This window comes from Ruegeria sp. K5 (genome assembly GCF_056531805.1).
Genome location: NZ_JBQFML010000001.1, coordinates 1,016,691 through 1,041,041 on the forward strand (window position 1 = coordinate 1,016,691; position 24,351 = coordinate 1,041,041).

23 protein-coding genes are annotated in these 24,351 nt (G+C 61.0%); 7 read left to right on the forward strand and 16 right to left on the reverse strand.

Annotation, left to right across the window (positions count from 1 at the left end):
* Positions 1–3 precede the first annotated feature (3 nt).
* A complete protein-coding gene (locus ACR0MO_RS05120) occupies positions 4–651 on the reverse strand; it encodes a GntR family transcriptional regulator (RefSeq protein ID WP_170451424.1) in 648 nt (215 codons plus the stop codon).
* 100 nt (positions 652–751) lie between these two features.
* On the opposite strand from ACR0MO_RS05120, the gene ACR0MO_RS05125 reads away from it, so the two are divergent.
* From ACR0MO_RS05125 to ACR0MO_RS05135, 3 genes are all read left to right on the forward strand, one after another.
* The gene (locus ACR0MO_RS05125; protein WP_480780444.1) at positions 752–1,396 is read left to right on the forward strand and encodes a pyrimidine 5'-nucleotidase; all 645 of its coding nucleotides are present in this window, start codon (positions 752–754) and stop codon (positions 1,394–1,396) included.
* Between the two features lie 86 nt (positions 1,397–1,482).
* Positions 1,483–1,731, forward strand: a complete 249-nt coding sequence (locus ACR0MO_RS05130; protein WP_170451428.1) for a hypothetical protein — start codon at positions 1,483–1,485, stop codon at positions 1,729–1,731.
* A 74-nt stretch (positions 1,732–1,805) separates the two neighbouring features.
* Positions 1,806–3,002 carry a UbiH/UbiF family hydroxylase gene (locus ACR0MO_RS05135; RefSeq protein WP_480780443.1) on the forward strand — a complete coding sequence of 399 codons (1,197 nt, stop codon included), beginning with the start codon at positions 1,806–1,808 and terminating at the stop codon, positions 3,000–3,002.
* 31 nt (positions 3,003–3,033) lie between these two features.
* Here ACR0MO_RS05135 and ACR0MO_RS05140 read toward each other — a convergent pair whose 3' ends face one another.
* Positions 3,034–4,161, reverse strand: a complete 1,128-nt coding sequence (locus tag ACR0MO_RS05140) for an aminotransferase class V-fold PLP-dependent enzyme (RefSeq protein WP_480625877.1) — start codon at positions 4,159–4,161, stop codon at positions 3,034–3,036.
* A gap of 232 nt (positions 4,162–4,393) precedes the next feature.
* Between ACR0MO_RS05140 and ACR0MO_RS05145 the strand changes: the two genes are divergently transcribed.
* Positions 4,394–5,095 carry a GntR family transcriptional regulator gene (locus ACR0MO_RS05145; RefSeq protein WP_480708042.1) on the forward strand — a complete coding sequence of 234 codons (702 nt, stop codon included), beginning with the start codon at positions 4,394–4,396 and terminating at the stop codon, positions 5,093–5,095.
* A gap of 6 nt (positions 5,096–5,101) precedes the next feature.
* On the opposite strand, the gene ACR0MO_RS05150 is transcribed toward ACR0MO_RS05145, so the two are convergent.
* A complete protein-coding gene (locus ACR0MO_RS05150; RefSeq protein WP_170621615.1) occupies positions 5,102–5,560 on the reverse strand; it encodes an Lrp/AsnC family transcriptional regulator in 459 nt (152 codons plus the stop codon).
* Positions 5,557–6,012: an Lrp/AsnC family transcriptional regulator gene (locus ACR0MO_RS05155; protein WP_170517910.1), complete on the reverse strand. Its 456-nt coding sequence runs from the start codon at positions 6,010–6,012 to the stop codon at positions 5,557–5,559. The genes ACR0MO_RS05150 and ACR0MO_RS05155 overlap by 4 nt, the downstream gene beginning before the upstream one ends.
* A 131-nt stretch (positions 6,013–6,143) precedes the next feature.
* On the opposite strand from ACR0MO_RS05155, the gene ilvC reads away from it, so the two are divergent.
* Complete coding sequence (ilvC, locus tag ACR0MO_RS05160; protein WP_170451439.1) at positions 6,144–7,166, forward strand: ketol-acid reductoisomerase; 1,023 nt, start codon at positions 6,144–6,146, stop codon at positions 7,164–7,166.
* Between the two features lie 48 nt (positions 7,167–7,214).
* Here the strand turns inward: ilvC and ACR0MO_RS05165 are convergent, their stop codons facing one another.
* Both ACR0MO_RS05165 and ACR0MO_RS05170 read right to left on the reverse strand, forming a co-directional pair.
* On the reverse strand, positions 7,215–7,670 hold the full coding sequence (locus ACR0MO_RS05165; RefSeq protein ID WP_170451441.1) for an SRPBCC domain-containing protein: 456 nt from the start codon (positions 7,668–7,670) through the stop codon (positions 7,215–7,217).
* Positions 7,667–7,978 (reverse strand): metalloregulator ArsR/SmtB family transcription factor, encoded by a 312-nt coding sequence (locus tag ACR0MO_RS05170; protein WP_170451442.1) that lies wholly within the window; start codon positions 7,976–7,978, stop codon positions 7,667–7,669. Before ACR0MO_RS05170 ends, ACR0MO_RS05165 begins: the two co-directional genes overlap by 4 nt.
* Positions 7,979–8,057: 79 nt before the next feature.
* Here ACR0MO_RS05170 and ACR0MO_RS05175 point away from each other — a divergent pair, with 79 nt between their 5' ends.
* Positions 8,058–8,960 carry a DMT family transporter gene (locus ACR0MO_RS05175; RefSeq protein WP_170621613.1) on the forward strand — a complete coding sequence of 301 codons (903 nt, stop codon included), beginning with the start codon at positions 8,058–8,060 and terminating at the stop codon, positions 8,958–8,960.
* Here ACR0MO_RS05175 and glmM read toward each other — a convergent pair.
* The 10 genes from glmM to ACR0MO_RS05225 all read right to left on the reverse strand — a co-directional run bounded on the left by glmM (position 8,957) and on the right by ACR0MO_RS05225 (position 22,381).
* Positions 8,957–10,300, reverse strand: a complete 1,344-nt coding sequence (gene glmM / locus ACR0MO_RS05180; protein WP_170451446.1) for a phosphoglucosamine mutase — start codon at positions 10,298–10,300, stop codon at positions 8,957–8,959. The two genes, ACR0MO_RS05175 and glmM, sit on opposite strands and share 4 nt — an antisense overlap.
* A gap of 33 nt (positions 10,301–10,333) precedes the next feature.
* On the reverse strand, positions 10,334–11,332 hold the full coding sequence (gene folP, locus ACR0MO_RS05185; protein ID WP_170451448.1) for a dihydropteroate synthase: 999 nt from the start codon (positions 11,330–11,332) through the stop codon (positions 10,334–10,336).
* Complete coding sequence (locus ACR0MO_RS05190; RefSeq protein WP_170517894.1) at positions 11,329–12,249, reverse strand: dihydroneopterin aldolase; 921 nt, start codon at positions 12,247–12,249, stop codon at positions 11,329–11,331. Before ACR0MO_RS05190 ends, folP begins: the two co-directional genes overlap by 4 nt.
* A gap of 101 nt (positions 12,250–12,350) precedes the next feature.
* On the reverse strand, positions 12,351–13,724 hold the full coding sequence (locus ACR0MO_RS05195) for a multicopper oxidase family protein (protein WP_480890010.1): 1,374 nt from the start codon (positions 13,722–13,724) through the stop codon (positions 12,351–12,353).
* A 73-nt stretch (positions 13,725–13,797) separates the two neighbouring features.
* Positions 13,798–14,439, reverse strand: coding sequence for a cell wall hydrolase (locus ACR0MO_RS05200; protein ID WP_170621610.1), 642 nt, complete (start codon positions 14,437–14,439; stop codon positions 13,798–13,800).
* Between the two features lie 186 nt (positions 14,440–14,625).
* The gene (locus ACR0MO_RS05205) at positions 14,626–17,187 is read right to left on the reverse strand and encodes a putative PEP-binding protein (RefSeq protein WP_480890014.1); all 2,562 of its coding nucleotides are present in this window, start codon (positions 17,185–17,187) and stop codon (positions 14,626–14,628) included.
* A gap of 68 nt (positions 17,188–17,255) precedes the next feature.
* Entirely contained in the window at positions 17,256–19,541 is a 2,286-nt protein-coding gene (gene glyS / locus ACR0MO_RS05210; RefSeq protein WP_480890016.1) for a glycine--tRNA ligase subunit beta, read from the reverse strand.
* Between the two features lie 9 nt (positions 19,542–19,550).
* Positions 19,551–20,765 (reverse strand): sodium/glutamate symporter, encoded by a 1,215-nt coding sequence (gene gltS, locus ACR0MO_RS05215; RefSeq protein WP_480890019.1) that lies wholly within the window; start codon positions 20,763–20,765, stop codon positions 19,551–19,553.
* Between the two features lie 6 nt (positions 20,766–20,771).
* Positions 20,772–21,296: a DUF6446 family protein gene (locus tag ACR0MO_RS05220; protein WP_170451459.1), complete on the reverse strand. Its 525-nt coding sequence runs from the start codon at positions 21,294–21,296 to the stop codon at positions 20,772–20,774.
* A gap of 155 nt (positions 21,297–21,451) precedes the next feature.
* The gene (locus ACR0MO_RS05225; protein ID WP_480890021.1) at positions 21,452–22,381 is read right to left on the reverse strand and encodes a glycine--tRNA ligase subunit alpha; all 930 of its coding nucleotides are present in this window, start codon (positions 22,379–22,381) and stop codon (positions 21,452–21,454) included.
* A gap of 206 nt (positions 22,382–22,587) precedes the next feature.
* On the opposite strand from ACR0MO_RS05225, the gene ACR0MO_RS05230 reads away from it, so the two are divergent.
* On the forward strand, positions 22,588–24,330 hold the full coding sequence (locus tag ACR0MO_RS05230) for a serine protease (RefSeq protein ID WP_480890024.1): 1,743 nt from the start codon (positions 22,588–22,590) through the stop codon (positions 24,328–24,330).
* Positions 24,331–24,351: the final 21 nt, after the last annotated feature.

Consider the following 24,351-nt stretch of genomic DNA (forward strand, 5'->3'; position numbering starts at 1 on the left):
AGGTTAAGACTCACGCCGCACCGCGTCCTGCTTGAGACGGGTCATGAAGGCGATCGAGATATGGTCCTTCAGCGCCCGCCCGGCTGCTTCTTCGTCACGTGCAGCGATGGCTTCGACGATCCCCTTATGCTCGCTCTGCGCAATTTCGCTGCGCCCCTGCGCCGCCAGCGACGTGGTTGCCATCAGGGCCATGGTACGATGTACCAGATCCAATTGCTGAACCAGATAGCGGTTGTGCGAGGCCAGATGGATCTGCTCATGAAACCGCCGGTTCGCCCGTGACAAGGCCGAGGGATCATCGACCAGTGCATCATCCTCGGCCACCATTTCCTGCAGCACGCGGATCTCTTCCTCGGTCGCGTGTTTCGCGGCCAGGCGCGCGGCCAGCCCCTCAAGCTCGCGCCGCACGACATACAGTTCGGCCATCTGGTTGTGGTCCAAAGACGCCACAATCAGCGACCGCCCGTCCCGCTCCAGCAGCGACTGAGTCTCCAGCCGCTGCAACGCCTCGCGGATGGGGGTGCGCGAGACACCGAACCGCTCGGCCAGTTCGCTTTCGACCAGACGGTCACCGGGTTTGTAGACGCCCACATCGATGGCTTCGAGAATCAGGCTGTAGGCATCTTTGTTGGACTGTCGGGATTGGGGCATGGGGTGTTGTCTCTCCTCGTTCGGCCATGTCTATCCGTGTCCGGGGGCCGCAATCAAGTGTAGCATTGAAAACCCAGCCGTCGCGCCCTACACCGACATCATGGTCAAACCTGCCTTTAGCCACGTCACCCAATGGGTGTTCGATCTGGACAACACCCTGTATCCGCCGCATATGCGCCTGTTCGACCAGATCGAGGTGCTGATGACGGATTATGTCGTGCAGGCCATCGGCGTGGACCGGGCCGAGGCCGACCGCCTGCGCAGCCACTATTGGCGCGAATACGGTACAACTCTGGCCGGGCTGATGGCCGAACATGATCTGGACCCCGACCCCTATCTGCACGCGGTCCATCAGGTCGACATGAGCCATATGGACACCGATGCCGAGCTTGCCGCCCATATCCGCGCCCTGCCCGGTCGGCGCATCGTCTACACCAACGGCAGCGCCCCCTATGCGGAACGGGTGCTTGAGGCGCGCGGGCTAACCGGTCTGTTTGACGCCATCTATGGTGTCGAACATGCAGGTTATCGCCCCAAGCCGGAAAAAGCGGCCTTTCAGGCGATCTTTTTGCAAGATGGTATTCAGACCGAAAAGGCCGCCATGTTCGAGGACGATCCCCGCAATCTGGCAGCGCCGCATGAGATGGGAATGCGCACGGTTCACGTCGCGCCGGACCCGCATGAGGCCGATCACATCCACCACCATACGGATGACCTAACGGCATTCCTGGCCCGCCTGCGGTAGGCTGTCACACTGCGACGATCTGCATATTCTGCAGCTGCACAATCATCCATATATGCCCGTCTGCGACGAACAGAACGGAGACCCCAATGAGCGCGACCCTGATGCCGCAGCGCCTGCCGATTTGGCAACGCCTGCTTTATGCAATCCCCTTGTTTGGCTGGATGGCCCGCGACGTGGCCGATGGCGAGCCCGAGGATTTAGGCTATACGGCCGCCGCGATCTTCAGCATGTGGGGCTGTTCTGCCCTGCTGTTCGGCCTGCCCGGTCTCTACATCCCTGCCGTGATGATGGTGCCGGTGATGTTTCTGATCCTGATCCTGATTTCACGCGGATAGGACACGGGACAGGATGTCACTTGGCGCAGGCGCGGGAACCGCACTAGGGTCTGCCGGGAACGGAGACAAGTGCCATGACTGACAGCTGTGACATCCTGATTTCCGGCGGCGGAATCGCTGGCCTGACCGCCGCCGCCGCCTTTGGGACCGCCGGGTTCAACGTGATCTGCGTTGATCCGACCCCGCCGATCACTGAACGCGACGTCGATGGGTCGGACCTGCGGACCACCGCCTTCCTGCAACCCTCACGCGGGTTGCTGGACCAATGTGGTTTGTGGGCCCGGCTTGATGCCCACGCGGCCCCGCTGCAAGTGATGCGCATCGTCGATGCGGGCGGAGACGTCCCCGAACCGCGCGTTGTGCGCGATTTCAACGCCTCGGACATTTCGGAACAGCCCTTTGGCTGGAACCTGCCCAACTGGCTGCTGCGGCGCGAAATGGTGGCGCGGCTGGCCGAGCTGCCCAATGTCGATTTCCGCCCAGGCACTGGCACCGTCAGCCTGTTCACCCGCACCGCCGAGGCGCGCGTTGGGCTAAGCGACGGCAGCCGCATCCGGTGCAAACTGGTCATCGCCGCCGATGGGCGAAACTCTACGATGCGCGAGGCTGCCGGGATACCCGTCCACACTACGCGCTATGGTCAGAAAGCGCTTGCTTTTGCGGTAACGCATCCAATTGCGCATGAAAACGTCTCGACCGAGATCCACCGGTCTGGCGGGCCGTTCACATTGGTACCGCTGCCCGACTGGCAGGGTCAGCCCTCATCCGCCATCGTGTGGATGGAACGCGGGCCGCGCGCGGTGGAGTTGCTGAACCTCGACACCGAGGCCTTCGAGGCCGCGATGACGGAGCGGTCCTGCGGGTTGTTCGGGCCGTTGAAACTGGCCTCACGCCGGACGATCTGGCCGATCATCAGCCAATCGGCCGCGCGCCTGTCAGGCGAACGCATCGCCCTGATGGCCGAGGCCGCGCATGTGGTGCCGCCCATTGGTGCGCAGGGTCTGAACATGTCCTTGGGCGATCTGCGATCCCTTCTGGACCTGGCACAAGCCCGGCCTGACGGGTTGGGCGATGAACAGATGCTGGATGCCTACCACAAGGCCCGCCATGCTGAGATCGAGCTGCGGGTGAAAGGCATCGACCTGTTGAACCGCACCTCAATGCTTGAGGCGCGGCCGCTGCGCGATGCACGCGCCTTGGGGCTGAACGCGCTCTACTCCATGGGACCGGTGCGCAAGACGCTGATGCAAATGGGCCTCGGCGTGCGTTAAGCGGCAAGGCGGGCTTCAGCCCGCCACCCGGTCACAGAACCTGATCCAGCACCCGTTTCAGACGCGCAATTGTGCCGTCCACATCATACAGTTTGTCGAGGCCGAACAGCCCCAGGCGGAACGTGCTGAACCCGGCAGGTTCGTCACATTGCAACGGCACGCCAGCGGCGATCTGCATCCCCAAAGCGGCGAATTTCTTGCCATTCTGAACCTCGGGATCAGCCGTATAGCTGACCACAACGCCCGGCGCGCCAAAACCATCCGCGGCTACCGAGACAACGCCCTTCTCCTTCAACATCGCGCGTACGCCATTGCCCAAAGCCCATTGCGCGTCGCGCAATTTCTCGAACCCGTATTCCTGCGTCTCAAGCATCGTGTCGCGAAACGCCGTCAGGGCATCGGTCGGCATGGTCGCGTGATAGGCATGGCCGCCGTTCTCATAGGCCTGCATGATCTGACGCCATTTCTTCAGATCGACCGCAAAACTGTCGGACTCGGTCTCTTGCAACCGCGCTTCGGCACGCTCAGACAGCATGACGAGGCCCGCGCAGGGCGACGCGCTCCACCCCTTTTGCGGGGCCGAGATCAACACGTCCACGCCGGTCGCCTTCATATCAACCCAGGCGCAGCCTGATGCGATGCAATCCAGAACCATCAACGCACCAACCTCATGCGCGGCAGCTGCCATGGCGGTCACATAATCGTCGGGCAGGATCACGCCCGCCGCTGTTTCGACATGGGGTGCGAAGACCACGTTGGGGCGCTGCTCGTGAATGGCAGCAACCACATCTTCAATCGGAGCGGGCGCAAAGGGGGACGGGCTGGTATTGCCGGTTTCCCGCGCTTTCAGAACGGTAACCGATCCGGTCAGCGCGCCGCTTTCGATGATCTGGCTCCAGCGATAGGAGAACCACCCATTGCGCACCACCAGAACGTTGGCACCACGCGCGAACTGACGGGCCACGGCCTCCATCCCGTAAGTTCCGCCGCCGGGAATGATGGCAACACCGTCGGCATTATAGACCTCGCGCAGCATGCTCGAGACATCGCGCATAACCTTTTGAAACTTGGCCGACATATGGTTCAAAGAGCGGTCGGTGAAGACAACCGAGAACTCTTCAAGACCATCCCGGTCCACGGTTTCCAGCAATGCAGGCATTCAGTTTCCTTTCCAGAAGTCGTTCCCCAAAGCCAGGCCCAATTGCCCTGTCTGATTCCGGCGTACACTGCCACGAAAGTGACCCTACGTCACGAAAAACAAAACCGAAATATTTAGACCAACTGGTTCGAAAACCTCAAAAATGACGCCAATTAGAGTCACCTCCCCTTTACACTTCTACTTGCTTCTGAACAGATGCATACACTTTATGCTTGAAGGGAAATCTCAACCCGTGACTCACCAAAAGCGGATCAGCTTCCAGGTCGTTCGTGACGAAGTGAAACGACGGATCGAAAGCCGTGTGTGGCCACAAGGCTCGCTTTTGCCGACGGAAACGCAGCTGGCCGAAGAATTCAACTGCGCGCGGGCCACCGTGAACCGCGCGCTGCGGGAACTGGCCGACCAGGGCTTTGTCGAGCGCAAGCGCAAAAGTGGAACGCGGGTCAAGAAAGAGCCCAGTAAACACGCCAGGCTGGAACTGTCGCTGGCCCGGCAGATGATTGAAAACCAGAACGCCGCATACCGCTATGCACTGGTCGAGCGTAATGTTGTGCCCAGCCCCGGTTGGCTGGCCTCGCAACTCAGCGTTTCGCCCGAGGCCCGTGTGCTGCACGTGATCTGCATGCACTATGCCGACAACCGCCCCTTTCAGCTTGAGGAACGGTGGATCAACATCGCAGCCGTTCCCGAGGTGGAAGAGGCCGATCTGAGCGCGCACGGCCCCCACGAATGGCTGCTGAACGCTGCCCCCTTCACCGAGGCCGAGGTCGCCTTTTGCGCGATTTCCGCTGACAGTCGTCTGGCCGAGTTCATGGGCACCACCGCCGGAACCTCGATGATCCAGATGGAGCGGACGACGTGGAAGGATGAAAACCCGATCACCTTCGCCCGCATGACCCACCATCCCGGCTATTGCGTTCGCACGAAATACTAGGCGCGATCAGCCTATCGGACCGGGCAGGCGTTCTTCGCTCAGCAAGACATTGGCCTCGACATCCCCCGCGCCGGGCAACGTCATGATCCGTCGGCGCAGGACCCGTTCGAAATCGGACAGGTCACGCGCCACTACGCGCAGACGGTAGTCATACAGCCCCAGCACATGCTCGACGGTCTGCACTTCGGGAATGGCGCTGACAGCGCGTTCGAAGTCTTCCAGACTGACCTGTCCCTTGCGCGCCAGCTTCACGCCCAGAAAGACAGTGACGCCAAAGCCCAATGCCTCGGCATTCAGGCGCAGACGGCGGCCTTTGATGACCCCCGCCTCTTCCAGCCTGCGGATCCGCCGCCATGTGGCGGGTTGCGACAGCCCCAGCCTGCGCCCCAACGCTCCGGCGCTTTGCGTTGCATCCTGCCGCAAGGCCTGCAGGATCTTTCGGTCTGTTTCGTCCAGCTCGATCATACCGGCAGCACCTCATCTCGTTTGACCCGTGCGATATGCATCAGCGCTTCGATATCGGCGATATGCGGCAAGGTCAGAATGCGGTCGCGATAGAGTTGCTGGTAATGCGCCATGTTCTTCGCCAGAACCGACAGCCGCACATCCACGCGGCCCAGAAAGGTCTGTATCTCGATCACCTCGGGCACCTCCCGCGCTGCAGCGGTGAATTCGTCAAACGCGCGCGCCTGCGTCTTGTCCAAAGTGACCCGCAGCGACACCTCGACCGCATAACCCAGTGCAACCCAGTCGATCACCGCCTCCTGCCCCTCGATGATCCCGGCGGCCTGCATCTTTTCGATACGACGCCAGCAAACACCTTGCGTAATCCGGCACCGCTCGGCCAGTTCGGCGTTGGACAGGCTGGGATCAGCCTGAAAATGGCGCAGAATACGTCTGTCGAGGTCATCAAGCATAGATTTCTCATCATTCGGCCAAATGAAGAATAGTTCTTCATCTTTTTTATAAATACTCAACTTCAATACGCTCGCCAATCGCAAAACACCCGGGTAAAAGCGCAGCAATCGAAACAGAAAGGACCGGCAAAATGCGCGTCTATTACGATCGCGATTGCGACATCAACCTGATCAAAGACAAAAAAGTGGCCATCCTGGGCTATGGTTCGCAAGGTCACGCCCACGCGCTGAACCTGCGCGACTCGGGCGCAAAAAACCTGGTCGTCGCTCTGCGCGAAGGCTCTGCCTCGGCCAAGAAAGCCGAAGCCGAAGGTTTGCAGGTCATGGGCATCGCCGAGGCGGCAGCCTGGTGTGACGTCATCATGTTCACCATGCCCGACGAACTGCAGGCCGAGACCTACAAGAAATACGTGCATGACAACATCAAGCCCGGCTCGGCCATTGCATTTGCCCACGGCCTGAACGTTCACTTTGGCCTGATCGAGCCGAAAGAAGGCGTTGACGTCATCATGATGGCCCCCAAAGGCCCCGGCCACACCGTGCGTGGCGAATACGTCAAAGGCGGCGGCGTGCCCTGTCTGGTGGCCGTTGACACCGACGCAACCGGCAAAGCGCTGGAAATCGGCCTGTCCTACTGCTCGGCCATTGGTGGCGGCCGTTCGGGCATCATCGAAACCAACTTTCGCGAAGAGTGCGAAACCGACCTGTTCGGTGAGCAGGCCGTTCTGTGCGGCGGTCTGGTTGAGCTGATCCGCTGCGGCTTTGAAACCCTGGTCGAAGCAGGCTATGCGCCCGAGATGGCCTATTTCGAGTGTCTGCACGAGGTGAAGCTGATCGTTGACCTGATCTACGAAGGCGGCATCGCTAACATGGATTACTCGATCTCGAACACTGCCGAGTACGGCCAGTACGTCACCGGCCCGCGCATCCTGCCCTACGAGCAGACCAAGAAAGCGATGAAAGAGGTTCTGAACGACATCCAGCAGGGCAAGTTTGTCCGCGACTTCATGCTGGAAAATCAGGTCGGCCAGCCGACCCTGAAAGCTTCGCGTCGCGCCAATGACGAGCACCTGATCGAAGAAACCGGCGCCAAGCTGCGCGGCATGATGCCGTGGATTTCGGCTGGCAAACTGGTCGATCAGGAAAAGAACTAAGTCTGATATCCATCAGCACTGGGGCGGCCTTTAACGGGCCGCCCTTTTCTATGCAGCGCATGCTGTCGCAAAGCACTCGCCCAACACAAAATCCCAGCCCGAATCGTAACCGCCTCGCTTGTCTGCGGCGGCTTCGGCCCAGACCTCCCAGCCGGAATGGGTCAGGGTCACTTGAGTTTGGTTCGCACCGACCCTTTCAAACGCGACATCAACCCGCGTGGGGGTGTCCTTGTTGGTGCCCGGATGCCAGGTGAAGGCCAGGCGGTGCCCCTCTTCATATTCCAACACCGTGCCCCAATCGGCCCTTTCGCCGTCATACATCGTTTCGAACACTGCGCCACCAACCCAAGGCTCGATCGTGACGGCCAGCGCCGGTTGTCCCTTCGAGGCCGACACCGCGTGACCATCCATCGGCCACCAGCTTGCGATGCGATGCACAAAGACCTCAAAGGCGCGATCCGGCGCGGCGTTCACAACCACGGTTTTGACGATTGGATCAGTCATGTATCTCGCCCTTCCCGATTGATCTCTGTCGCAAAACTGTCCAGCACATCCGACCAGTATCGATCCAGCCAGGCGCGCATTTCTGCCAAGCCGTCAGGCCGGGCAAAGTAAATCCGGCGCGTCCCTTCCGACCGGCACCCGACCAATCCCGCATCCGACAGAACCTTCAGATGCTGCGACACCGCCGGGCGGCTGACAGGTAGCGTGTCAGCCAGAGCCCCAACCGCGCAGGGCCGGGCTGCAACTGCTTCGAACACTTTCCGACGAGTCGGGTCGCCCAGAGCGGTAAATGCATCTTGGTAAGCCATTACTTACGGTAAGTAAAAACTAACGCTTTGTCAATCTCGGGCGCGTGACATCGGCAAAATCAAAGGATATGGGGGGTTTATGGTGCAAGAACCCGATTACCGCGACTGGAGCGGCGTCCTGACACTCGGCCTCATATGGGGCGGTACGTTCATGGTCGTGGCCATGGCGCTGGAAGGCTATGGGCCCGTCACAGTGGCAACGGCGCGCACAACGCTGGGTGCGGTCACCCTGCTGGGCCTGATGGCAGCCACTGGTCGCAGGATACCCGGACCGGACCGCGCCCTATGGGGCGCAATCGTCATCATCGGGCTGTTGTCGACCGCAATTCCGTTCATGATGCTTAGTTGGGGCCAGCAATACGTGCCCTCGGCCTTCGCAGGCCTGTCCATGGCGGCGATCCCACTGATGGTGCTGCCGCTGGCGCATTTCTTTTCGGATGAGCCGATGAATGCGCGCCGCATTTTCGGGGTCTCTCTCGGCTTTGCCGGGGCTCTGGTTCTGATCGGCCCCGGCTTGACCCAGATCGGCCAAGGGTTCGAACCGTTGGCGCAACTCGCCTGTATCGGGGCGGCGCTGTGTTACTCGGTGGCTTCGATCTTCACCCGTCGTTGCCCGCCCATTGACCCTGTCACGCTGGCCGCGCTGACGCTGGTCGTCGGCGCAGTATGCCTGGTGCCGCTGATGTTGGTGACCGAAGGCCTCCCAACATGGGAAGGCACGCGCCCGGGCCTTGCGATCATCATCCTAGGCCTTTTGCCCACCGCCTTTGCCACGCTTCTGCGCGTATCGATCATTCGCAGCGCAGGGTCGGTCTTTCTGACACTGGTCAATTATCAGGTGCCAATCTGGTCGATGGTGTTCGGCGCATTGGTCCTATCCGAGGCCTTGCCCCTGCGTTTCTTCATCGCACTGGCCATGATTCTGACCGGACTGGCCATCAGCCAGTGGTTCAGTCTGCGAAAACTGCTGACCGGGCGCTAGCCTGTTGCGGCTTCGACCTCGGACACGATGCTGTCGACGACCTGAGACAACAGCGCGTCATCTTCGCACTCGGCCATCACCCGGATCAACGGTTCCGTGCCGGATTTTCGGATCAGCAAGCGGCCCTGCCCGTTCAGGCGCGCCTCGGCATCGGCAATGGCAGCTTTGACGCTTTGCGCTTCAAGCGGCATTTGCCCCTCGCCATAGCGGACATTCTTCAACAATTGCGGCACGGTCTCGAATTGCTGCGCCAGATCCGAGGCTGATCGCCCGGACAGTACCATCTCGGCCAAAAAGTGCAGCCCGGCCATCAAACCATCACCTGTGGTGGCATAGTCGCTCATGACGATATGGCCCGATTGCTCACCACCCAGATTGAAACCGCCTTCACGCATCCGCTCGACCACATAGCGGTCGCCGACGGCCGTGCGTTCCAGACGCAGGCCTTGCGATTGCAGGTGACGCTCCAATCCGAGATTGGACATGACAGTCGCAACCAGCGCGTCGCCTTTCAACTGACCGGATGCAGCCCAAGCCGAGGCCAGCAAGGCCATCAGCTGATCGCCATCGGCCACGTCACCGTTTTCATCGATAACCACAACGCGGTCGGCATCCCCGTCCAGACAGACCCCCACATGCGCGCCATGCGCCACCACGGTCTCGGCGGCAAGCTGAGGCTTGGTCGATCCGCAATTGAGGTTGATGTTCTTGCCGTTCGGCGCGACACCGACCGGGATCACCTCGGCGCCCAATTCCCACAATACCTCGGGCGCAGTGCGGTGCGCCGCGCCGTTGGCGCAGTCGATCACGACTTTCAAGCCATCCAGCTTCACATCGCGGGGCAGCGAGGATTTGATCCGCTCGCCATAGCGAAACCGGGCATCGTCCACGCGGCGCGCGCGTCCGATATTCTGGGCCTGCGCGGGTTTAACGCCTTCCTCGATCAGCCGTTCGATTTCCAACTCGGCCTGATCGGACAGTTTAAACCCATCGGGCCCAAAGAACTTGATGCCGTTATCTTCCGCCGGGTTATGACTGGCCGAGATCATCACGCCCAGATCGGCGCGCATGGATTGGGTCATCAGCCCAACGGCAGGCGTCGGTACCGGCCCCAGCAGCAGCACGTTCATCCCCGTCGAGGTCAAACCAGCAGTCAGCGCGTTTTCCAGCATATAGCCCGACAAGCGCGTGTCCTTACCGATCACCACACGGTGCACGCCCGAGGCATCGCGACGGAAATACCGCCCCACGGCGGCCCCGATGCGCAAGGCCATTTCCGCTGTCATCGGATGTGTATTGGCTGTGCCCCGCACACCGTCAGTTCCGAACAGCTTGCGCATCTTCTACCCCTCACAAAAATGTTTGCGACCGGATTACCGGACCGCAGCCCATAGACGCAAGGCCTGAGCTGTCTCGGCCACGTCATGCACGCGAATGATCTGCACACCTTGGGACAATCCGTCCAGAGCAAGGGCAATTGATCCCGGAGCGCGCGCAGTTTTTTGCGGCTCTTTCCCGATGGACCCGATGAACCCCTTGCGCGACACGCCCAGAAGGATCGGACAGCCCAACCCGTGAAACAGGCTGAGGTTGCGCAGAAGGTCCAGATTGTGCTGTTCGGTTTTGCCAAAGCCGATACCCGGGTCGACAATGATCAGATCGCGGCTCAGACCCAGTGTTTCCAGCCGCGCGATCTGACCTTCGAGGAAATCGTAAACATCCAGCACAACGTTGTCGTATTCGGGATTGTCCTGCATCGTGGCCGGGTCGCCTTGCATATGCATGACACAAACCGGCGCGCCCAATTCAGCGCAAAACGGCGCGAGGTCCGGATCGAAGGTAAAGCCCGAGACATCGTTGACCAAACCTGCCCCGGCGGCGCAGGCGGCCTTGGCCACTGCGGCCTTGCGGGTGTCGATTGAGATCAAGGCTTCCGTTTCCGCCCGAATCGCTTCGATCAGCGGGCGCGTGCGGGCGATCTCTTCCGCTTCTGGGACAAAATCTGCACCGGGGCGGGTCGATTCTCCGCCAATGTCCAGAATGGTCGCGCCTTGCGCCACCATGTCAGCGGCCCCTGCCCGCGCACCCTCGACCGAGCTGTGAACGCCGCCATCCGAAAAGCTGTCAGGTGTCGCGTTCAGGATGCCCATGATATGCGGCTGCGCCATGTCCAGACCGGATATTGCTGCACGCTGGCGGCTGAGGCGTTGCAAAACATCGGCTGGAATTTCAGCCGCCGGGACGACCTTGGGCGCATCCAACCGCGACAGGGCTTCCGCATGTGTGAACCACAACGCCTGACCGGCCAAAGACACTGCACCATCCGGGCGGGCCGGGCCGTGCTGAACCAGCGGTCGGTAATAATGGCTCACAACTGCGCCTGATCGACGGCGACGGCGCGCAGGGGCGTCTTGGGTTCTTTCGGCAGCTCGCCACCGATCACCATCATCTCACTGGCTTCAAACGTCGCGGCAAACCACGCGGCCAGAGCAACCGCGTCCGACGGCGCGGCGGATGGGCCGTCCACCGCATCCAGAACGATCTTGGACGGGGCCCAGACGCAGATCTGGCCGTTTTTCATGGCCCAATCCAGCTCGGTCCGAGTCGAGACGACGACACAGCGATGATCCCGCGCGGCCAGAACCCAGGCGTTTTGTTCGATGGACAGCAGATCGATCCGGCGCTGCGTCATGGCATGGCCGGTCTGCGGCGCAGCCAGATCCGAGGCCCCGACGCACAGGATCAGCGGGCGCTGACGATTTTCCAGCTGATCGATCCAGCCTTTCAGATTGCCCGACGCAATCGCGTCATTGGACAGGAACACAAGGCGCGGATGCGGGCGTTCTTCTTCAACAACGTCATGATGAACGGCGTCCTTGCCGCGTACGATCTCTACCCCCAGCGCGCCGGGACCCCGATCCAGCTTTTCGATCCGCACGAAAACCCGAACGGCCTGAGGTTCCAGCAGGATGCGCTCGGCCACGCGCTCGGCGAGCGTTTCAAGCAGGTTCAGGCGTTCAGCCGCCAGTTCATAGGCGATGGCCTCGGTCACGCGGTCATAGGACAGGATACGGTCCACATCGTCGTCAATATCCGAGGTCAGCGGGCGCACCTCGACCACGATGTTAAAGCAGATGCGCTGCGTCGTGCCGCGCTCGGCCTGAAAGGCCCCAATTTCAACCTCGACAGTGTGGTCACGCAATGAGATGCGATCCAACGGCCCCCGGGGCGAGGTCGCCTCGGACCGCTCGGACGGGTGCGCAAAGGCAAGGCGGATTTCAGAACTCATGGGTCAGGCCTTCTCGGGCTTGCAGAACAGTTCGCCTAATTTAGGCGGTCCGAGGGGCTATAACACTCACACAAGCGCCATTCCAGCCGCTGATTGCGGCGTCAGGTGACGCGAAACCAACTCATCATACCCGCGGCGGCATGTCCCAGCATATGGCAATGCAACAGCCAATCACCGGGATTATCGGCAAATAACGCGATTTGACGGGTTTGTCCCCTCTCGATCAGAACCGTATCGCGCCACGGACCCAGCGCGCCGTCGTCCAAAACAAGCCGGAAGTGGTGGCCATGCAGGTGCATCGCATGGGGGAATGCGGTCTCGTTCACGAACTCGATCCTGTGAAGGCTACCCAGAGACGCATCGAGAAAAGGATCCGACGGACGTTCGGCATATCCGTTCAATGCCCAGAATCGCCCCAACTGCGCCAACTCGCGCCCTGACAGGTCGGTCTCACCAATCCGAGCGCTTTCCAACCACCTCATGGCCCCGCCCTGCAGACGCATTCGATGCAGCGGGGCATCGTCAATCCCAGCGATTTCCGGCAGGGGATTAGGCGGTAGCGCGACTATGTCCGTTCGTTGAGCGTTGGCGGACAGACCGCCGATGTCGAAACGCGCCAATCCAAATGCCCCGTCGCGTTCAACACTTACAAGGCTTGCGGTCGGCCCATCAGCCACAACGTCAACGATCAAATCCGCCCTTTGCGCCGGGGCCAGTGGGAAGGACCCGCTCAGGGCAAGCGGCACTTCCAGCGGCATCCCGTCCAGAGCGACAATCCAGCCCGTAAGGCCATCCAAGTCCAGATCGTAGATCCGAGCGTTCGAGGCATTGATCAGCCGGAGCCTGAGCCGTTCGTTTCGACGCACCGGAAAGGCCGGATCGAACGAGCCGTTAACAGTGACAATGTTTCCAAGGCGTCCGGCATGGCTTAGGTCGTGGCCGTTGTTGAAATCGTCGGCAATCTGAGCCGTTTCCGGGTCGAGCCGCCAGTCATCCAGCATCAGGATCAGATCCTGATCGACATCGGGTGGTACGACCTCATCAACGATCAAGGGACCGTATAGCCCGCGGGCAACCTGCTCCATCGACCGGTTATGGGCGTGGTACCAATATGTGCCCGCATCGGGGACGACGAATTCATACTTGAAAGCCCCGTCAGCTTCGACGACGTCTTGCGTCAAACCCGGTACACCGTCCATCGCGTTGTCTATTCGAATTCCGTGCCAATGAACCGAACTCGGCTGCGGAAGTCTGTTCACAAAGCGTTGCTGGACGCGCGTTCCCCGATTGTATCTGAGCGTCTCGCCCGGAACCGAGCCTCCATAGCTCCAGACTTCGGTTTCAGGAAACCCGACAGGCGCAAGCTGTTGACTTGTAACACGCGCCTCAAGATGTGGGACGTTCGCCCTGACCGCAGCCGGCAAAAGCGAAGCCGCTGCAGCGGTTTGCAAAAATCGTCTTCTGTTGAATGGCATTACGGGCCTCCTGGCCCGCAATATAGACTGCAACTCGCCCCGCGCCATCAAGCTTCCAGCGCGGGTGCGTCAATCAGTTGCTCGCCGTCCGATAGTTGTGGCGGTAGAAGATGTGCACACCGATCCGCGCGGTCTGCTTGTAGACGCGTGACCAGGATGGGCGCACCGCGGTCGTGTGATAATGGGTCGCGCCTTCGGTCAGTTCCTTTGCAATCCCGTCCATCGCGGCCCGCGCGACTTTCGACACACGCTCAAAGGCTTTCTTTTCGTGGATCACCTCTTTGCGGCCATCGCAGGTATAGGTGAACTGGCACTGGTATTTCTTCCCGGTGCCCTGACGGATCACACCGCACAGGCTGTCAGGGAAACGGCTGCTTTTGACCCGGTTCAGGATCACTTCAGCCACGGCAAACTGTCCCCGCACGCTTTCACCGCGGGCTTCGAAGTACAGCGCCTCGGACAGACACTTCCAGTTCTCGTCCCCGGTTGCTTTGGGTTGCTGATCCAGCCAGTCCTTCGAGTAGGAAACTTCGACCGGCGCAGCCGGCTTCCGAGGCTGGAACAGTTTGAAATAGTCACGGAAACTTTGCGCCGGCAATTCGTTGCGGGCGACAAGTTCTTCCTTGGCGGAATCGGTTGCTTCCCTCTCGGCGAAGGACGCACTTGGCAGCACGGTTGCTGCCAATGTGGCAACAGCCATTATGTAACGTAGCATCAGATAACCTCGCACAGGCACTTCTCGCGCCTAACCCTCCCCCGGCGGGCGCGACGAGGCATTTAGCGCAGTCCGGCGCAAACGTCCAGAACCGAAGGAAAAGCAAGTGGAAAATCGCTCGTGGGGAAGATTTTTTCCGCCACAAGTTCGCCTGAAACCCACTAATCCTTGGGTTAAATGGCGCTGTCAACCCCCAAGTCTGGACGAAATCGCCAGTTGAGCGGCAGCCAGCCGAGCGACCGGTACTCGGAAGGGGGAACAGGACACATAGTCAAAGCCGAGGTCCCGACAAATCGCGATTGATTCGGGATTTCCGCCATGCTCGCCGCACACCGAAAGCGTCACATCGGGTTTTGCCAGACGCCCCCGTTCGGCCCCGAGTTTCAGCAATTCACCCACGCCATCGGGGTCCAGCACGTGAAACGGATCTTCGGTGAACACACCCTGACGGACATAAGCCGACATGAAACGCCCTGCGTCGTCACGCGACAGTCCATAGGTCATTTGGGTCAAGTCATTGGTGCCGAAGCTCAAAAAGGCGGTGCTGGGGGCGATTTCCTCGGCCCGCAGGCAGGCGCGCGGCGTTTCCACCATGACGCCCAGACGGTATTCAAACTCCTGCCCCTGCTCTGCCGCAACCGCTGCCGCGACCGAGTCGATGCGGGATTTCACCAGTTCGACCTCGCGCTTGGCCGACACCAATGGGATCATCACCTCGGGCACCACGGGGGCGCCGTTTTTGCTGGCCTCCAACGTCGCCTCAAAGATCGCGCGGGCCTGCATGTCATAGATTTCGGGCACGGTCACACCCAGACGCACACCGCGCAGGCCCAGCATCGGGTTATATTCGGTCATCGCAGCAACCCGGCGTTCCACATCCGAGACCGGCAAATCCAGCGCCTCGGCCAGTTCGCGCTGGCCACTGCGGGTGGTCGGCAGGAATTCGTGCAAAGGTGGGTCGAACAGGCGGATGCAGACCGGTTGACCTTCCATGATGCGGAACAGTTGCACGAAATCCTCGCGCTGCATGGGCAACAGACGTTCCAGCACAGCCTCACGCCCGGACGATGTTTGCGCAAAGATCATCTCGCGCATCACGATCAGACGGCCGGGATCAAAGAACATATGCTCGGTCCGGCACAGACCAATGCCCTGCGCCTGAAAGTTCCGGGCGGTTTGTGCATCGGCTGGCGTATCGGCGTTGGCGCGTATCTCGATATCGCGCTCGGCGTCGGCCCAGCCCATAAGCGTTTGAAAACAATCGTCCAAAGCGGCTTCCAGCATCGCGGGTTGCCCGGCCAGAACCTGCCCCGAGCTTCCGTCAATGGTCAGCACGTCCCCGGTTTTGAACACGCGCCCATCCGGGGCGGTCAGCATTTTCTTCTTGGTCTGAAAGCGGATGTCGGACGCGCCGACGATACAGGGCAGGCCCAGACCACGCCCGATCACCGCCGCATGGCTGGTCATGCCGCCCTTCTCGGTCAGCACGGCCACGGCGGCGTGCATCCCGCGCACATCCTCGGGCGAGGTTTCGCGGCGGACCAGAACACAGGCCTCGCCCCGCGCCGCGCTGGCCTGCGCTTCGGCGGCGGTAAACACGATCTTCCCGGTCGAGGCTCCGGGACTTGCGCCAATCGCCGTAGTCAGCACATCACGCTCGGCCTCGGGATGGACCTGACGGTGCAGCAGCTCGTTCAGCGCGTGGGGATCAACCCGCATTACCGCCTCTTGCTGCGGGATGATCCCGTCTTCGGCCAACCGAACGGCAATCCGCATCGCCGCACGCGCGGACCGCTGCACACGCACACCGTCCAGAATGTGCACGTGGCCGTTTTCAATCACGAACTCGACCTGCATTTCCTCGCGCAGCTTCCCGCGCATCAATGCGGCCTGTGCCTTCAGGTCGGCAAAAGCCTTAGGCGCCACCTCTTCCAGCGACTGCCCCCGCGGGTCCTTCTCAAGATACAGCGCCGAGACACCTTCGCCCAGCGCATCGCGCCCCTGACTCTGGCTCAGATACCGCCCCGTGATCTGGGGCATTCCGGTTGTGGAATCAACCAGTTGCAACACGCCCGAGCCGCATTCACCCTGCCCCACGCCGGGGATCATTTCCTGAATGACCAGCCCAAGCCCCGCATCTGCCGGGGCCCCTTTGGCCTGACGCAGCAACCGGGCCGACGTTCCGTCCCATGCCCGCGCCATCGAGCGCAGGACGCCCACCAACTGCTCGCCCCGATCCTGCGGAAAGGCCTCGTCGGTCTCATCTTCATAGGCGCGCAGACTGTCCCGCAATCCGTCCATACCGACGGTATCGATATCGTCAAATACGTCGGCATCCAGACGCGCCACGTGAATGGCATAGCTTTGCACAAATCGCAGCGACAAGGCTGCGGCGGCCTCGGACCCCATCTTTTCCGCTAAATCGCCGTATCGGGCTTCGTTCATACCAATATTCAGGATAGCCCCCGGACCACCCCAATCCGGATCTTCCGAACTGGGCCGCACGCACAGCAGGGCGTCTTCGTCAAACTGGTCCAGAATGGCCGCGATATCCGGCACCTGCCCTTCCGCAATGCGGTGAACTGCATCGAAAGACAACGCCACCGTGCGCGGCACCGGCATCTCAAGCCGGACCAGACGTTGCAGACATTTCGCCCGGCCGCCATGTGTATTGGCAGCGATGGGCGCTTTGGGCGTGATGAGCGTGGTATGCGGGTTATTCTGCACTGCGGCACCTTTTGGTTTCACCGCAGCATAGGCAGCTTTACCCCTTGCGCAAGGGTGATTTGGGCGCGCAAGGCCGCGCGCCCGGTGTGTTAGCCTTCGATCTTTGTCAAGTCGGCGACGCTGGAACAGATCGTGCGGATCTGGCTGAGCAGGTTCAAACGGTTGCGGCGCAGGTTGTCGTTGTCGGTGTTGACCTGCACATCCTCAAAGAACGCATCGACCGGCCCGCGCAGCGCGGCCATTGCGGCCATGGCGGTCGGGAAATCCTCGGCCTTCAGCGCCGGATCAATCTGCGCCTGCGCCTGATCCAGCGCGGCAAACAGCGCCTTTTCGCTCTCCGTCTCGGCAAATTTCACATCCGCACCGTAGGAGTATTCCACCCCGTCCTTCTCCTCGGCTTGCGTCAGAATATTGTTGGCGCGTTTGAAGCCCTGCACGAGGTTTTCCCCATCCTCGGTCGCGATCACCGCGTTCAGAGCACGGGCGCGTTTGACCAGCAGGTTGAGGTCGTCATTCCCCTCCATCGCGATACAGGCGTCGATGATGTCGTGGCGGATGCCCTCGTCGCGGAGGAAGACTTTGAGGCGATCGTGGAAGAAGGAGAGAAGGTCATCGACGAGTTCTTCCACTGGGGGAAGTTGCCGAAAGTCACTATAGTCGAAAGATTGCGATTTTCGAGACCATTCAGTTTCAACAATTTCACCCTTCGAAAAAGCAATGTCAACGGGCACCCGCCCATCGAATTCTATCCCCGCATCATCCCAGAAAGGGACGAAGATGAATTGCTCTTCATCGTCCGGATGCTGAACCGAGTGAGCAAACCGGTATTTCTCTGCATTGACAACCGCAACGGAAAAAAGACTATAGCGAAGGTCGCCCCGAAGTGACGAAGAAAGCTCGTTCTCCAAAACCAACCGAATAACCCCCAACGCCGCACGGCGCAGGGCAAACGGGTCTTTCGAACCGGTCGGCTTCTCATCAATCGCCCAGAACCCGGACAGCGTGTCCAGCTTATCGGCCAACGCCACGGTCACCGAGAGCGGTGCGGTCGGCACGTCATCTGACGGGCCAAGCGGTGAGTAATGTTCCTGCGCCACAGCGGCCACGGCGGCGTCTTCGCCTGCGGCTTCGATGTAATACCGCCCCATAAGCCCCTGAAGCTCGGGGAATTCATAGACCATCTCGGAACTCAGATCGGCCTTGGCCAGACGTGCGGCTTTTTCGGCCTGATCGGCATCCGCTCCGGTCACCGGAGCCAGTTCGCGGGCCAGTGCGGCGATGCGGTCGATGCGCTCGGCCTGTGTGCCCAGCTTGTTGTGGAAGGTCACATTCTCCAGCGCGCGGGTCCATTGGGCGATGTCCGATTTGGCGACGCGCAGGTCGTTCTCCCAGAAGAATTTCGCATCGGCCAGACGGGCCGACAGCACCTTCTGGTTCCCCGCCAGAATGGTCGCGCCATTGTCGGCGGTTTCGCGGTTGGCGACGGTGATGAAACGTTCGATCCGACCGGTCTTGGGGTTCCTCACGGAAAAGAACTTCTGATGCTCTTTCATCGAGGTCTGCAGCACTTCGGGCGGCAACTCCAAGAATTCCTCGTCGATCTGCCCCATCAGCACCACGGGCCATTCGACCAGCCCGGCAACCTCGGCCAGCAGGCCCTTATCCTCGACCACTTCCAGACCGGCGGCAAAGGCCATGTTCTGGGCGTCGTTCCAGATATGCTCGGCGCGCTCGCCGGGCGATAGGACTACGAACGCGCGTTTCAGTTGAGCGGCGTAGTCTTCGAAAGACGAAACCGAGAACCGGGCCGGAGCCATGAAACGGTGACCGGCGGTGGTATCGCCGGAAGTAATCCCTTCGACCTCCAACGGCACGACCTGTGCGCCGGTCTCATCATTTAGAATGCAGAGGATCGAGTGCAAAGGCCGCACCCAGCGCATCGGGCCACTGCCCCAGCGCATCGACTTGGGCCAGGGGAAGTTGCGGATGGTCGCCTCAAGCACCTCGGCCACGATTTCGGCCGCCGGACGCCCGGCTTTTTCGATGGTCGCGAAATAGACTGCGCCCTTGGGCGTGTCACGCTCCTCAAGCTGGTCGCGGGTCAGGCCCGCGCCACGCAGGAAGCCCTCGATCGCTTTGTCCGGCGCGCCTACCTTGGGGCCTTTGCGTTCCTCGCGGATCGTCGGACTTTCAGCCAGCAGCCCTTCGACCGCCAGTGTCAGGCGGCGGGGCGTGGTCAGGGCGGCGGCCCCGGCATAGGTCAGACCGGCCTCGACCAGACCATCGGTGATCCGCTTTTTCAGGTCCTCACCGGCGCGGGTCTGCATACGCGCGGGGATCTCCTCGGAAAACAGTTCGATCAGCAGGTCGGGCATTTTCGGTCCTTAGAATGAAACGATCGTCTGGATGACGATGGCATTGGCGATATCCACAAAGAATGCGGATACAAGGGGCAGCACGATAAAGGCAATAGGCGACGGGCCATATCGCTTGGTTACGGCGGTCATATTGGCAATCGCGGTGGGGGTTGCGCCAAGGGCGAAGCCCCCGAACCCTGCTGCAAGCACGGCGGCGCGGTAGTTCGAGCCCATGACGGGGAACAGAACCCAGATCACAAAGACGACGGCAAACAGGGTTTGCGCCGTCATGATGACGACGATGGCCAGCCCCAGTTCCGCGATTGTCCAAAGCTGCAGGCTCATCAGCGACATGGCCAGAAACGCGCCCAGCGAGAATTCCGAGATCAACGCCAGCGAAGGTGTGCGCGACACTTGCGGTGCATTCGGGGCAATCCAGTCGCGTAGGTTGACGATCACGATTCCCATGATCAGGCACGGAACAAACAGCGGTAGTTTCAACCCGGCGGCCGTGATCGCCTCGCTCAGCACATATCCGAAGATGATCGCGAGGTTGAGGTGCAGAAGGACGCGCATGATCGTCAGGTGATCGATCTTGGAATTGCGCTCGTCCGCATCATCGGGAAGGCCGATTGTGTGTTCCTCATCCGGGCGCGCCGGTTGCAGGTTCCGGCCCTCGACCAGAACCCGCGCAATCGGCCCGCCGACAAGCGCGGCAAGAACAAGGCCAAGGGTCGCCACCGCGACACCCAACTCGGTCGCACCGTCCAGGCCAGTCACTTCGGCCACATCCGGGGCCCAGGCAATCGCCGTTCCGTGCCCGCCGATCAGGGAGGCTGAGCCAAACAGCACCCCGGCCTGCGCGGGATAGCCGAACGTCACCGCCCCGGCAGCACCAATCACGTTCTGGAAGATGATGGTCGCAAGCGTCAGAACAAGAAGCAAAAACAGTGGCTTGCCGCCTGCAATCAAATCAGACAGCCGCGCATTCAGGCCGATCCCGGCAAAGAACACAACCAACAGGAAATCACGGGCCGCGAGGCCGAAGCCGAGTTCCAGATCGAACAGAAGATACAGCCCCAGAACGACAAGAGACGCCAACAGACCTCCGGTCACCGGCTCGGGGATGTTGAACTGGCGCAGCGCCGCGACCCGAGCGTTGACCTCGGCCCCGATCAGGTAGACCGCGAAGCCCAGCGTCGCCGTTAGAAAATCCGGGATCTGCAGGGTCTGCGCGTCCATGGCGTTTTAACTTTCAGGCCGGGGCGGGCATTCTTCGCCTACAACGGTGCCGTCATAGGCCTTTTCGCCACAATTGTTCAGCGCGTGCCAGATGTAACCTTTGCCATCCTGTGTGACAGCCACGATCCGATCCACACCATAGTGGATATTCTTCTGCCCGATGAATGCCTGCGCCTGACCGGATTTCAGAGCATCTGCCAGAGCGACCGCATCGTAACAATCAAACCAGCCCGGCGCGGTCAGGGGGGTCGCCTCGTCCGCCAACTGGTACGTCGATTGCAACTCATCCAGCGTCAGATCGGTGTCGAAACAGGCCCGAAACCGGATCGGAGAACTGTCGGCGTCGATCGCCTGAAAACCCGAATATTCGATCGCAACCGGTGCATCGGCCCCGTCGACCAGCAGCGCCACGTCCTCACCTGGCGATGGTGCGACATCGTAATAGAACCCATAGACCTGCAAATAATACATCCCGCCGCCCGCAAGCGCGGCGGACACCAGAAGAAGGATGGCGAGCAATTTGCCAGTCATGTTTTGAAGGTCCCTCGTTCGCAGTCTTTCTCAGGTATTGCAGAGGTAGCGCGTGCTACGGGACAGTACAGTCCGCCCGTCGCCCGCTGTCCAACTCTCAGGCCAAGGTCACCAAATCCCTGTGACCCTTGAGGTCGTGTTTCCCGTTGGACGCATCAGGCCGCGTGCCCTGCGGCCTCGGTCTGAACAAAGGCATCCGCGCATTGTTTGGCTAGGGCCCGCACGCGCCCGATATAGGCCTGCCGTTCGGTCACCGAGATTACGCCGCGCGCGTCCAGCAGGTTGAAGATATGCGACGCCTTGATGCACTGATCATAGGCGGGATGCGCCATGATGATGCGCTTGCCGGTTTTCGGATCGTCATGTTCCTGCGCCAGAATGGCGGCGCATTCGGCCTCGGCCTCTTCGAAATGGCGCAACAGGACCTCGATATTGGCGACATCGAAATTCCAGCGGGCGTATTCCTCTTCGGTCTGTTTGAAGATGTCGCCATAGGTCAGCGGACTGGGGGATTGCGGGTCGTTGAACGGCATGTCCATCACGTGATCGATGCCCAGCACATACATCGCCAGACGTTCCAACCCATAGGTCAGCTCGCCCGAGACCGGGGCGCAGTCATGGCCGCCGACCTGTTGGAAATAGGTGAACTGGCTGACCTCCATCCCGTCGCACCAGACCTCCCATCCCAGCCCCCAGGCGCCCAGGGTGGGGCTTTCCCAGTCATCCTCGACGAACCGGATGTCGTGCAGGTCCATATCGATGCCGATGGCCTGCAGCGAGCCCAGATACAGCTCTTGCAGATCCGGCGGGCTGGGTTTGATCAGCACCTGATACTGGTAGTAATGCTGCAACCGGTTCGGGTTCTCACCGTACCGCCCGTCGGTCGGGCGGCGCGAGGGCTGCACATAGGCCGCGGCCCAGGCCTTGGATCCCAGCGCGCGCAAGGTGGTCGCCGGATGGAAGGTCCCTGCCCCGACCTCCATGTCGTAGGGTTGCAGGATCGCACAGCCCTTGGACGCCCAATAGGTCTGAAGCCGCAGGATAATTTCCTGAAAAGAACGAGGTGCGCTGGACGGTTCGGTCATGACATTCCCTTTGGGCGTCGCTTGCGCCCTGTTCCGGTCGGTTTTGCCCTTCCTATGCAAGGGGCCAAGGGGCGTCAACGGGCCAATGGCCCCATGCTGTATCTGCACGGCCACACCGTAAATTCCCCGTATTCCCGCCATGGCATTTGAAGGACGAAATCGCGTATTCTGCGCCAAAGCACCAACACTGCATAAACGGGCAGACAATGACACGAGTTTTAACGGCATTTCTTTTGTTTCTTCTATTCGGCCTGCACGCCGCATCCGCTCAGCAAGACCAGGGCGTTTGGGTACAGGTCGAGGCTCAGCCTTCCTTGCGCGAGGCGCAGGAGCGCGCGCAGGTTTACGCCAGCGCCCTGCCCGATGTGAACGGGTTTCGTCTGAACAGCGGCTGGTACGCCATCGTCATTGGGCCTTACGCCCGCAGCGATGCCGAACAGGTTCTGCGCGTCTACCGCGCCGAAGGGGAAATCCCCCGCGACAGCTTCATCGCATTCTCCAGCGCCTTTGGTCAGCAGTTCTGGCCGGTCGGCGCCAACCTGCTGGACCGTGGAATCGCCACACCACCGGTAGAGCCCGAACCGCAGCCGGAACAAAACCTGTCCGAGGTGACACCGCAGGCGTCCGACGAAACCCGCGCGCAGGCGCTGCAATCCGAACGGCTGCTGAGCGCGCAGGAACGGAAGGACCTGCAAACCGCGCTACAGGCCGCAGGGTTCTATAACTCGACCATCGACGGAGCATTCGGGCAAGGCACCCGCCGGTCGATGGGCGACTGGCAGCGCTTTAACGGCTATGAGCCGACAGGCGTTCTGACCACCTTGCAGCGCAAGGCGCTGATTGATGACTACAACGCGCCGCTGATCAGCGTTGGCATGGCGCAATATGTGGACGATAAGGCCGGTATTGCGATGGACATGCCTTTGCAGGCATTGGCGTTTGATCGCTACGAAGCCCCCTTTGCCCATTTCAAGTCTGGTTCGGATATCGGAGCCAAGGCGCTGCTGATTTCTCAGGAAGGCGACAGATCCACGCTGCGCGCGTTGTATGAGGTGATGCAATCGCTGGAAATCGTACCGCTGGATGGCCCGCGCGAGCTGCGCGGCGACCGGTTCTCGCTGGAAGGGCGCGGCAATGGCGTTGTTTCGTTCACGCAAGCCAAGCTGGACGACGGGCGGATCAAAGGATTCACGCTGGTCTGGCCCGAAGGCGATGAGGCGCGCCGCCTGCGCGTTCTGGCGGCCATGGCGTCCAGCTTTGCGACCACCGACGCGGTTCTGGACGCAACCGCCGGGGCCAATTTGGATCAGCGGATCGATCTGGTTTCGGGCCTGCAAGTGCGCAAACCGCGCCTGTCCCGCTCGGGCTTTTTTGCCGACACAAGCGGCGCGGTGCTGACCGTGTCCGAGGCAGCGGACAATTGCACCCGGATCACACTGGATGGCGATCAGGAGGTTCAGGTCGCCTGGACCGATACCGATCTGGGTGTTTCTGTCTTGCGCCCCAACCAAAGCCTGGCCCCGATGAGCGTTGCCGCCTTCAGCGCAGGCACACCGCGCATTCAGTCCGAAGTGGCGGTGTCCGGGTATTCCTATCAGGGCGCACTGGGCGCCCCGACCCTGACCTATGGGCAAATCGCGGATGTTCGTGGTCTGAACGGTGAAGAAGGGGTCAAACGTCTGGCCCTGAACGCCCAGCCCGGCGATGCCGGAGGCCCCGTGTTCAACGACAGCGGCAATGTGGTGGGCATGTTGCTGCCGACACCCACCGAAGGACGCACCCTGCCCGCCTCGGTCAGCCTTGCGGCGACCGCGGACCGTTTGACGGACGTTCTGACACAGGCAGGCGTTTCCGGTCAGTCCGGCCCTGAAGAGGCAACGCAAATCTCGCCGAACGAATTGAACCGCCGCGCAACGGGAATGACTGTTCTGGTTCATTGCTGGGACTGATCCCAGCCCTATCCGCAGAAA

Coding starts and splice junctions, on each gene's coding strand:
- ACR0MO_RS05120 (WP_170451424.1), bottom strand. CDS start 651: ATGCCCCAATCCCGACAGTCCAACAAAGATGCCTACAGCCTGATTCTC.
- ACR0MO_RS05125 (WP_480780444.1), top strand. CDS start 752: ATGGTCAAACCTGCCTTTAGCCACGTCACCCAATGGGTGTTCGATCTG.
- ACR0MO_RS05130 (WP_170451428.1), top strand. CDS start 1,483: ATGAGCGCGACCCTGATGCCGCAGCGCCTGCCGATTTGGCAACGCCTG.
- ACR0MO_RS05135 (WP_480780443.1), top strand. CDS start 1,806: ATGACTGACAGCTGTGACATCCTGATTTCCGGCGGCGGAATCGCTGGC.
- ACR0MO_RS05140 (WP_480625877.1), bottom strand. CDS start 4,161: ATGCCTGCATTGCTGGAAACCGTGGACCGGGATGGTCTTGAAGAGTTC.
- ACR0MO_RS05150 (WP_170621615.1), bottom strand. CDS start 5,560: ATGATCGAGCTGGACGAAACAGACCGAAAGATCCTGCAGGCCTTGCGG.
- ACR0MO_RS05155 (WP_170517910.1), bottom strand. CDS start 6,012: ATGCTTGATGACCTCGACAGACGTATTCTGCGCCATTTTCAGGCTGAT.
- ilvC (WP_170451439.1), top strand. CDS start 6,144: ATGCGCGTCTATTACGATCGCGATTGCGACATCAACCTGATCAAAGAC.
- ACR0MO_RS05165 (WP_170451441.1), bottom strand. CDS start 7,670: ATGACTGATCCAATCGTCAAAACCGTGGTTGTGAACGCCGCGCCGGAT.
- ACR0MO_RS05170 (WP_170451442.1), bottom strand. CDS start 7,978: ATGGCTTACCAAGATGCATTTACCGCTCTGGGCGACCCGACTCGTCGG.
- ACR0MO_RS05175 (WP_170621613.1), top strand. CDS start 8,058: ATGGTGCAAGAACCCGATTACCGCGACTGGAGCGGCGTCCTGACACTC.
- glmM (WP_170451446.1), bottom strand. CDS start 10,300: ATGCGCAAGCTGTTCGGAACTGACGGTGTGCGGGGCACAGCCAATACA.
- ACR0MO_RS05190 (WP_170517894.1), bottom strand. CDS start 12,249: ATGAGTTCTGAAATCCGCCTTGCCTTTGCGCACCCGTCCGAGCGGTCC.
- ACR0MO_RS05195 (WP_480890010.1), bottom strand. CDS start 13,724: ATGCCATTCAACAGAAGACGATTTTTGCAAACCGCTGCAGCGGCTTCG.
- ACR0MO_RS05200 (WP_170621610.1), bottom strand. CDS start 14,439: ATGCTACGTTACATAATGGCTGTTGCCACATTGGCAGCAACCGTGCTG.
- glyS (WP_480890016.1), bottom strand. CDS start 19,541: ATGCCCGACCTGCTGATCGAACTGTTTTCCGAGGAGATCCCCGCGCGT.
- gltS (WP_480890019.1), bottom strand. CDS start 20,765: ATGGACGCGCAGACCCTGCAGATCCCGGATTTTCTAACGGCGACGCTG.
- ACR0MO_RS05220 (WP_170451459.1), bottom strand. CDS start 21,296: ATGACTGGCAAATTGCTCGCCATCCTTCTTCTGGTGTCCGCCGCGCTT.
- ACR0MO_RS05225 (WP_480890021.1), bottom strand. CDS start 22,381: ATGACCGAACCGTCCAGCGCACCTCGTTCTTTTCAGGAAATTATCCTG.
- ACR0MO_RS05230 (WP_480890024.1), top strand. CDS start 22,588: ATGACACGAGTTTTAACGGCATTTCTTTTGTTTCTTCTATTCGGCCTG.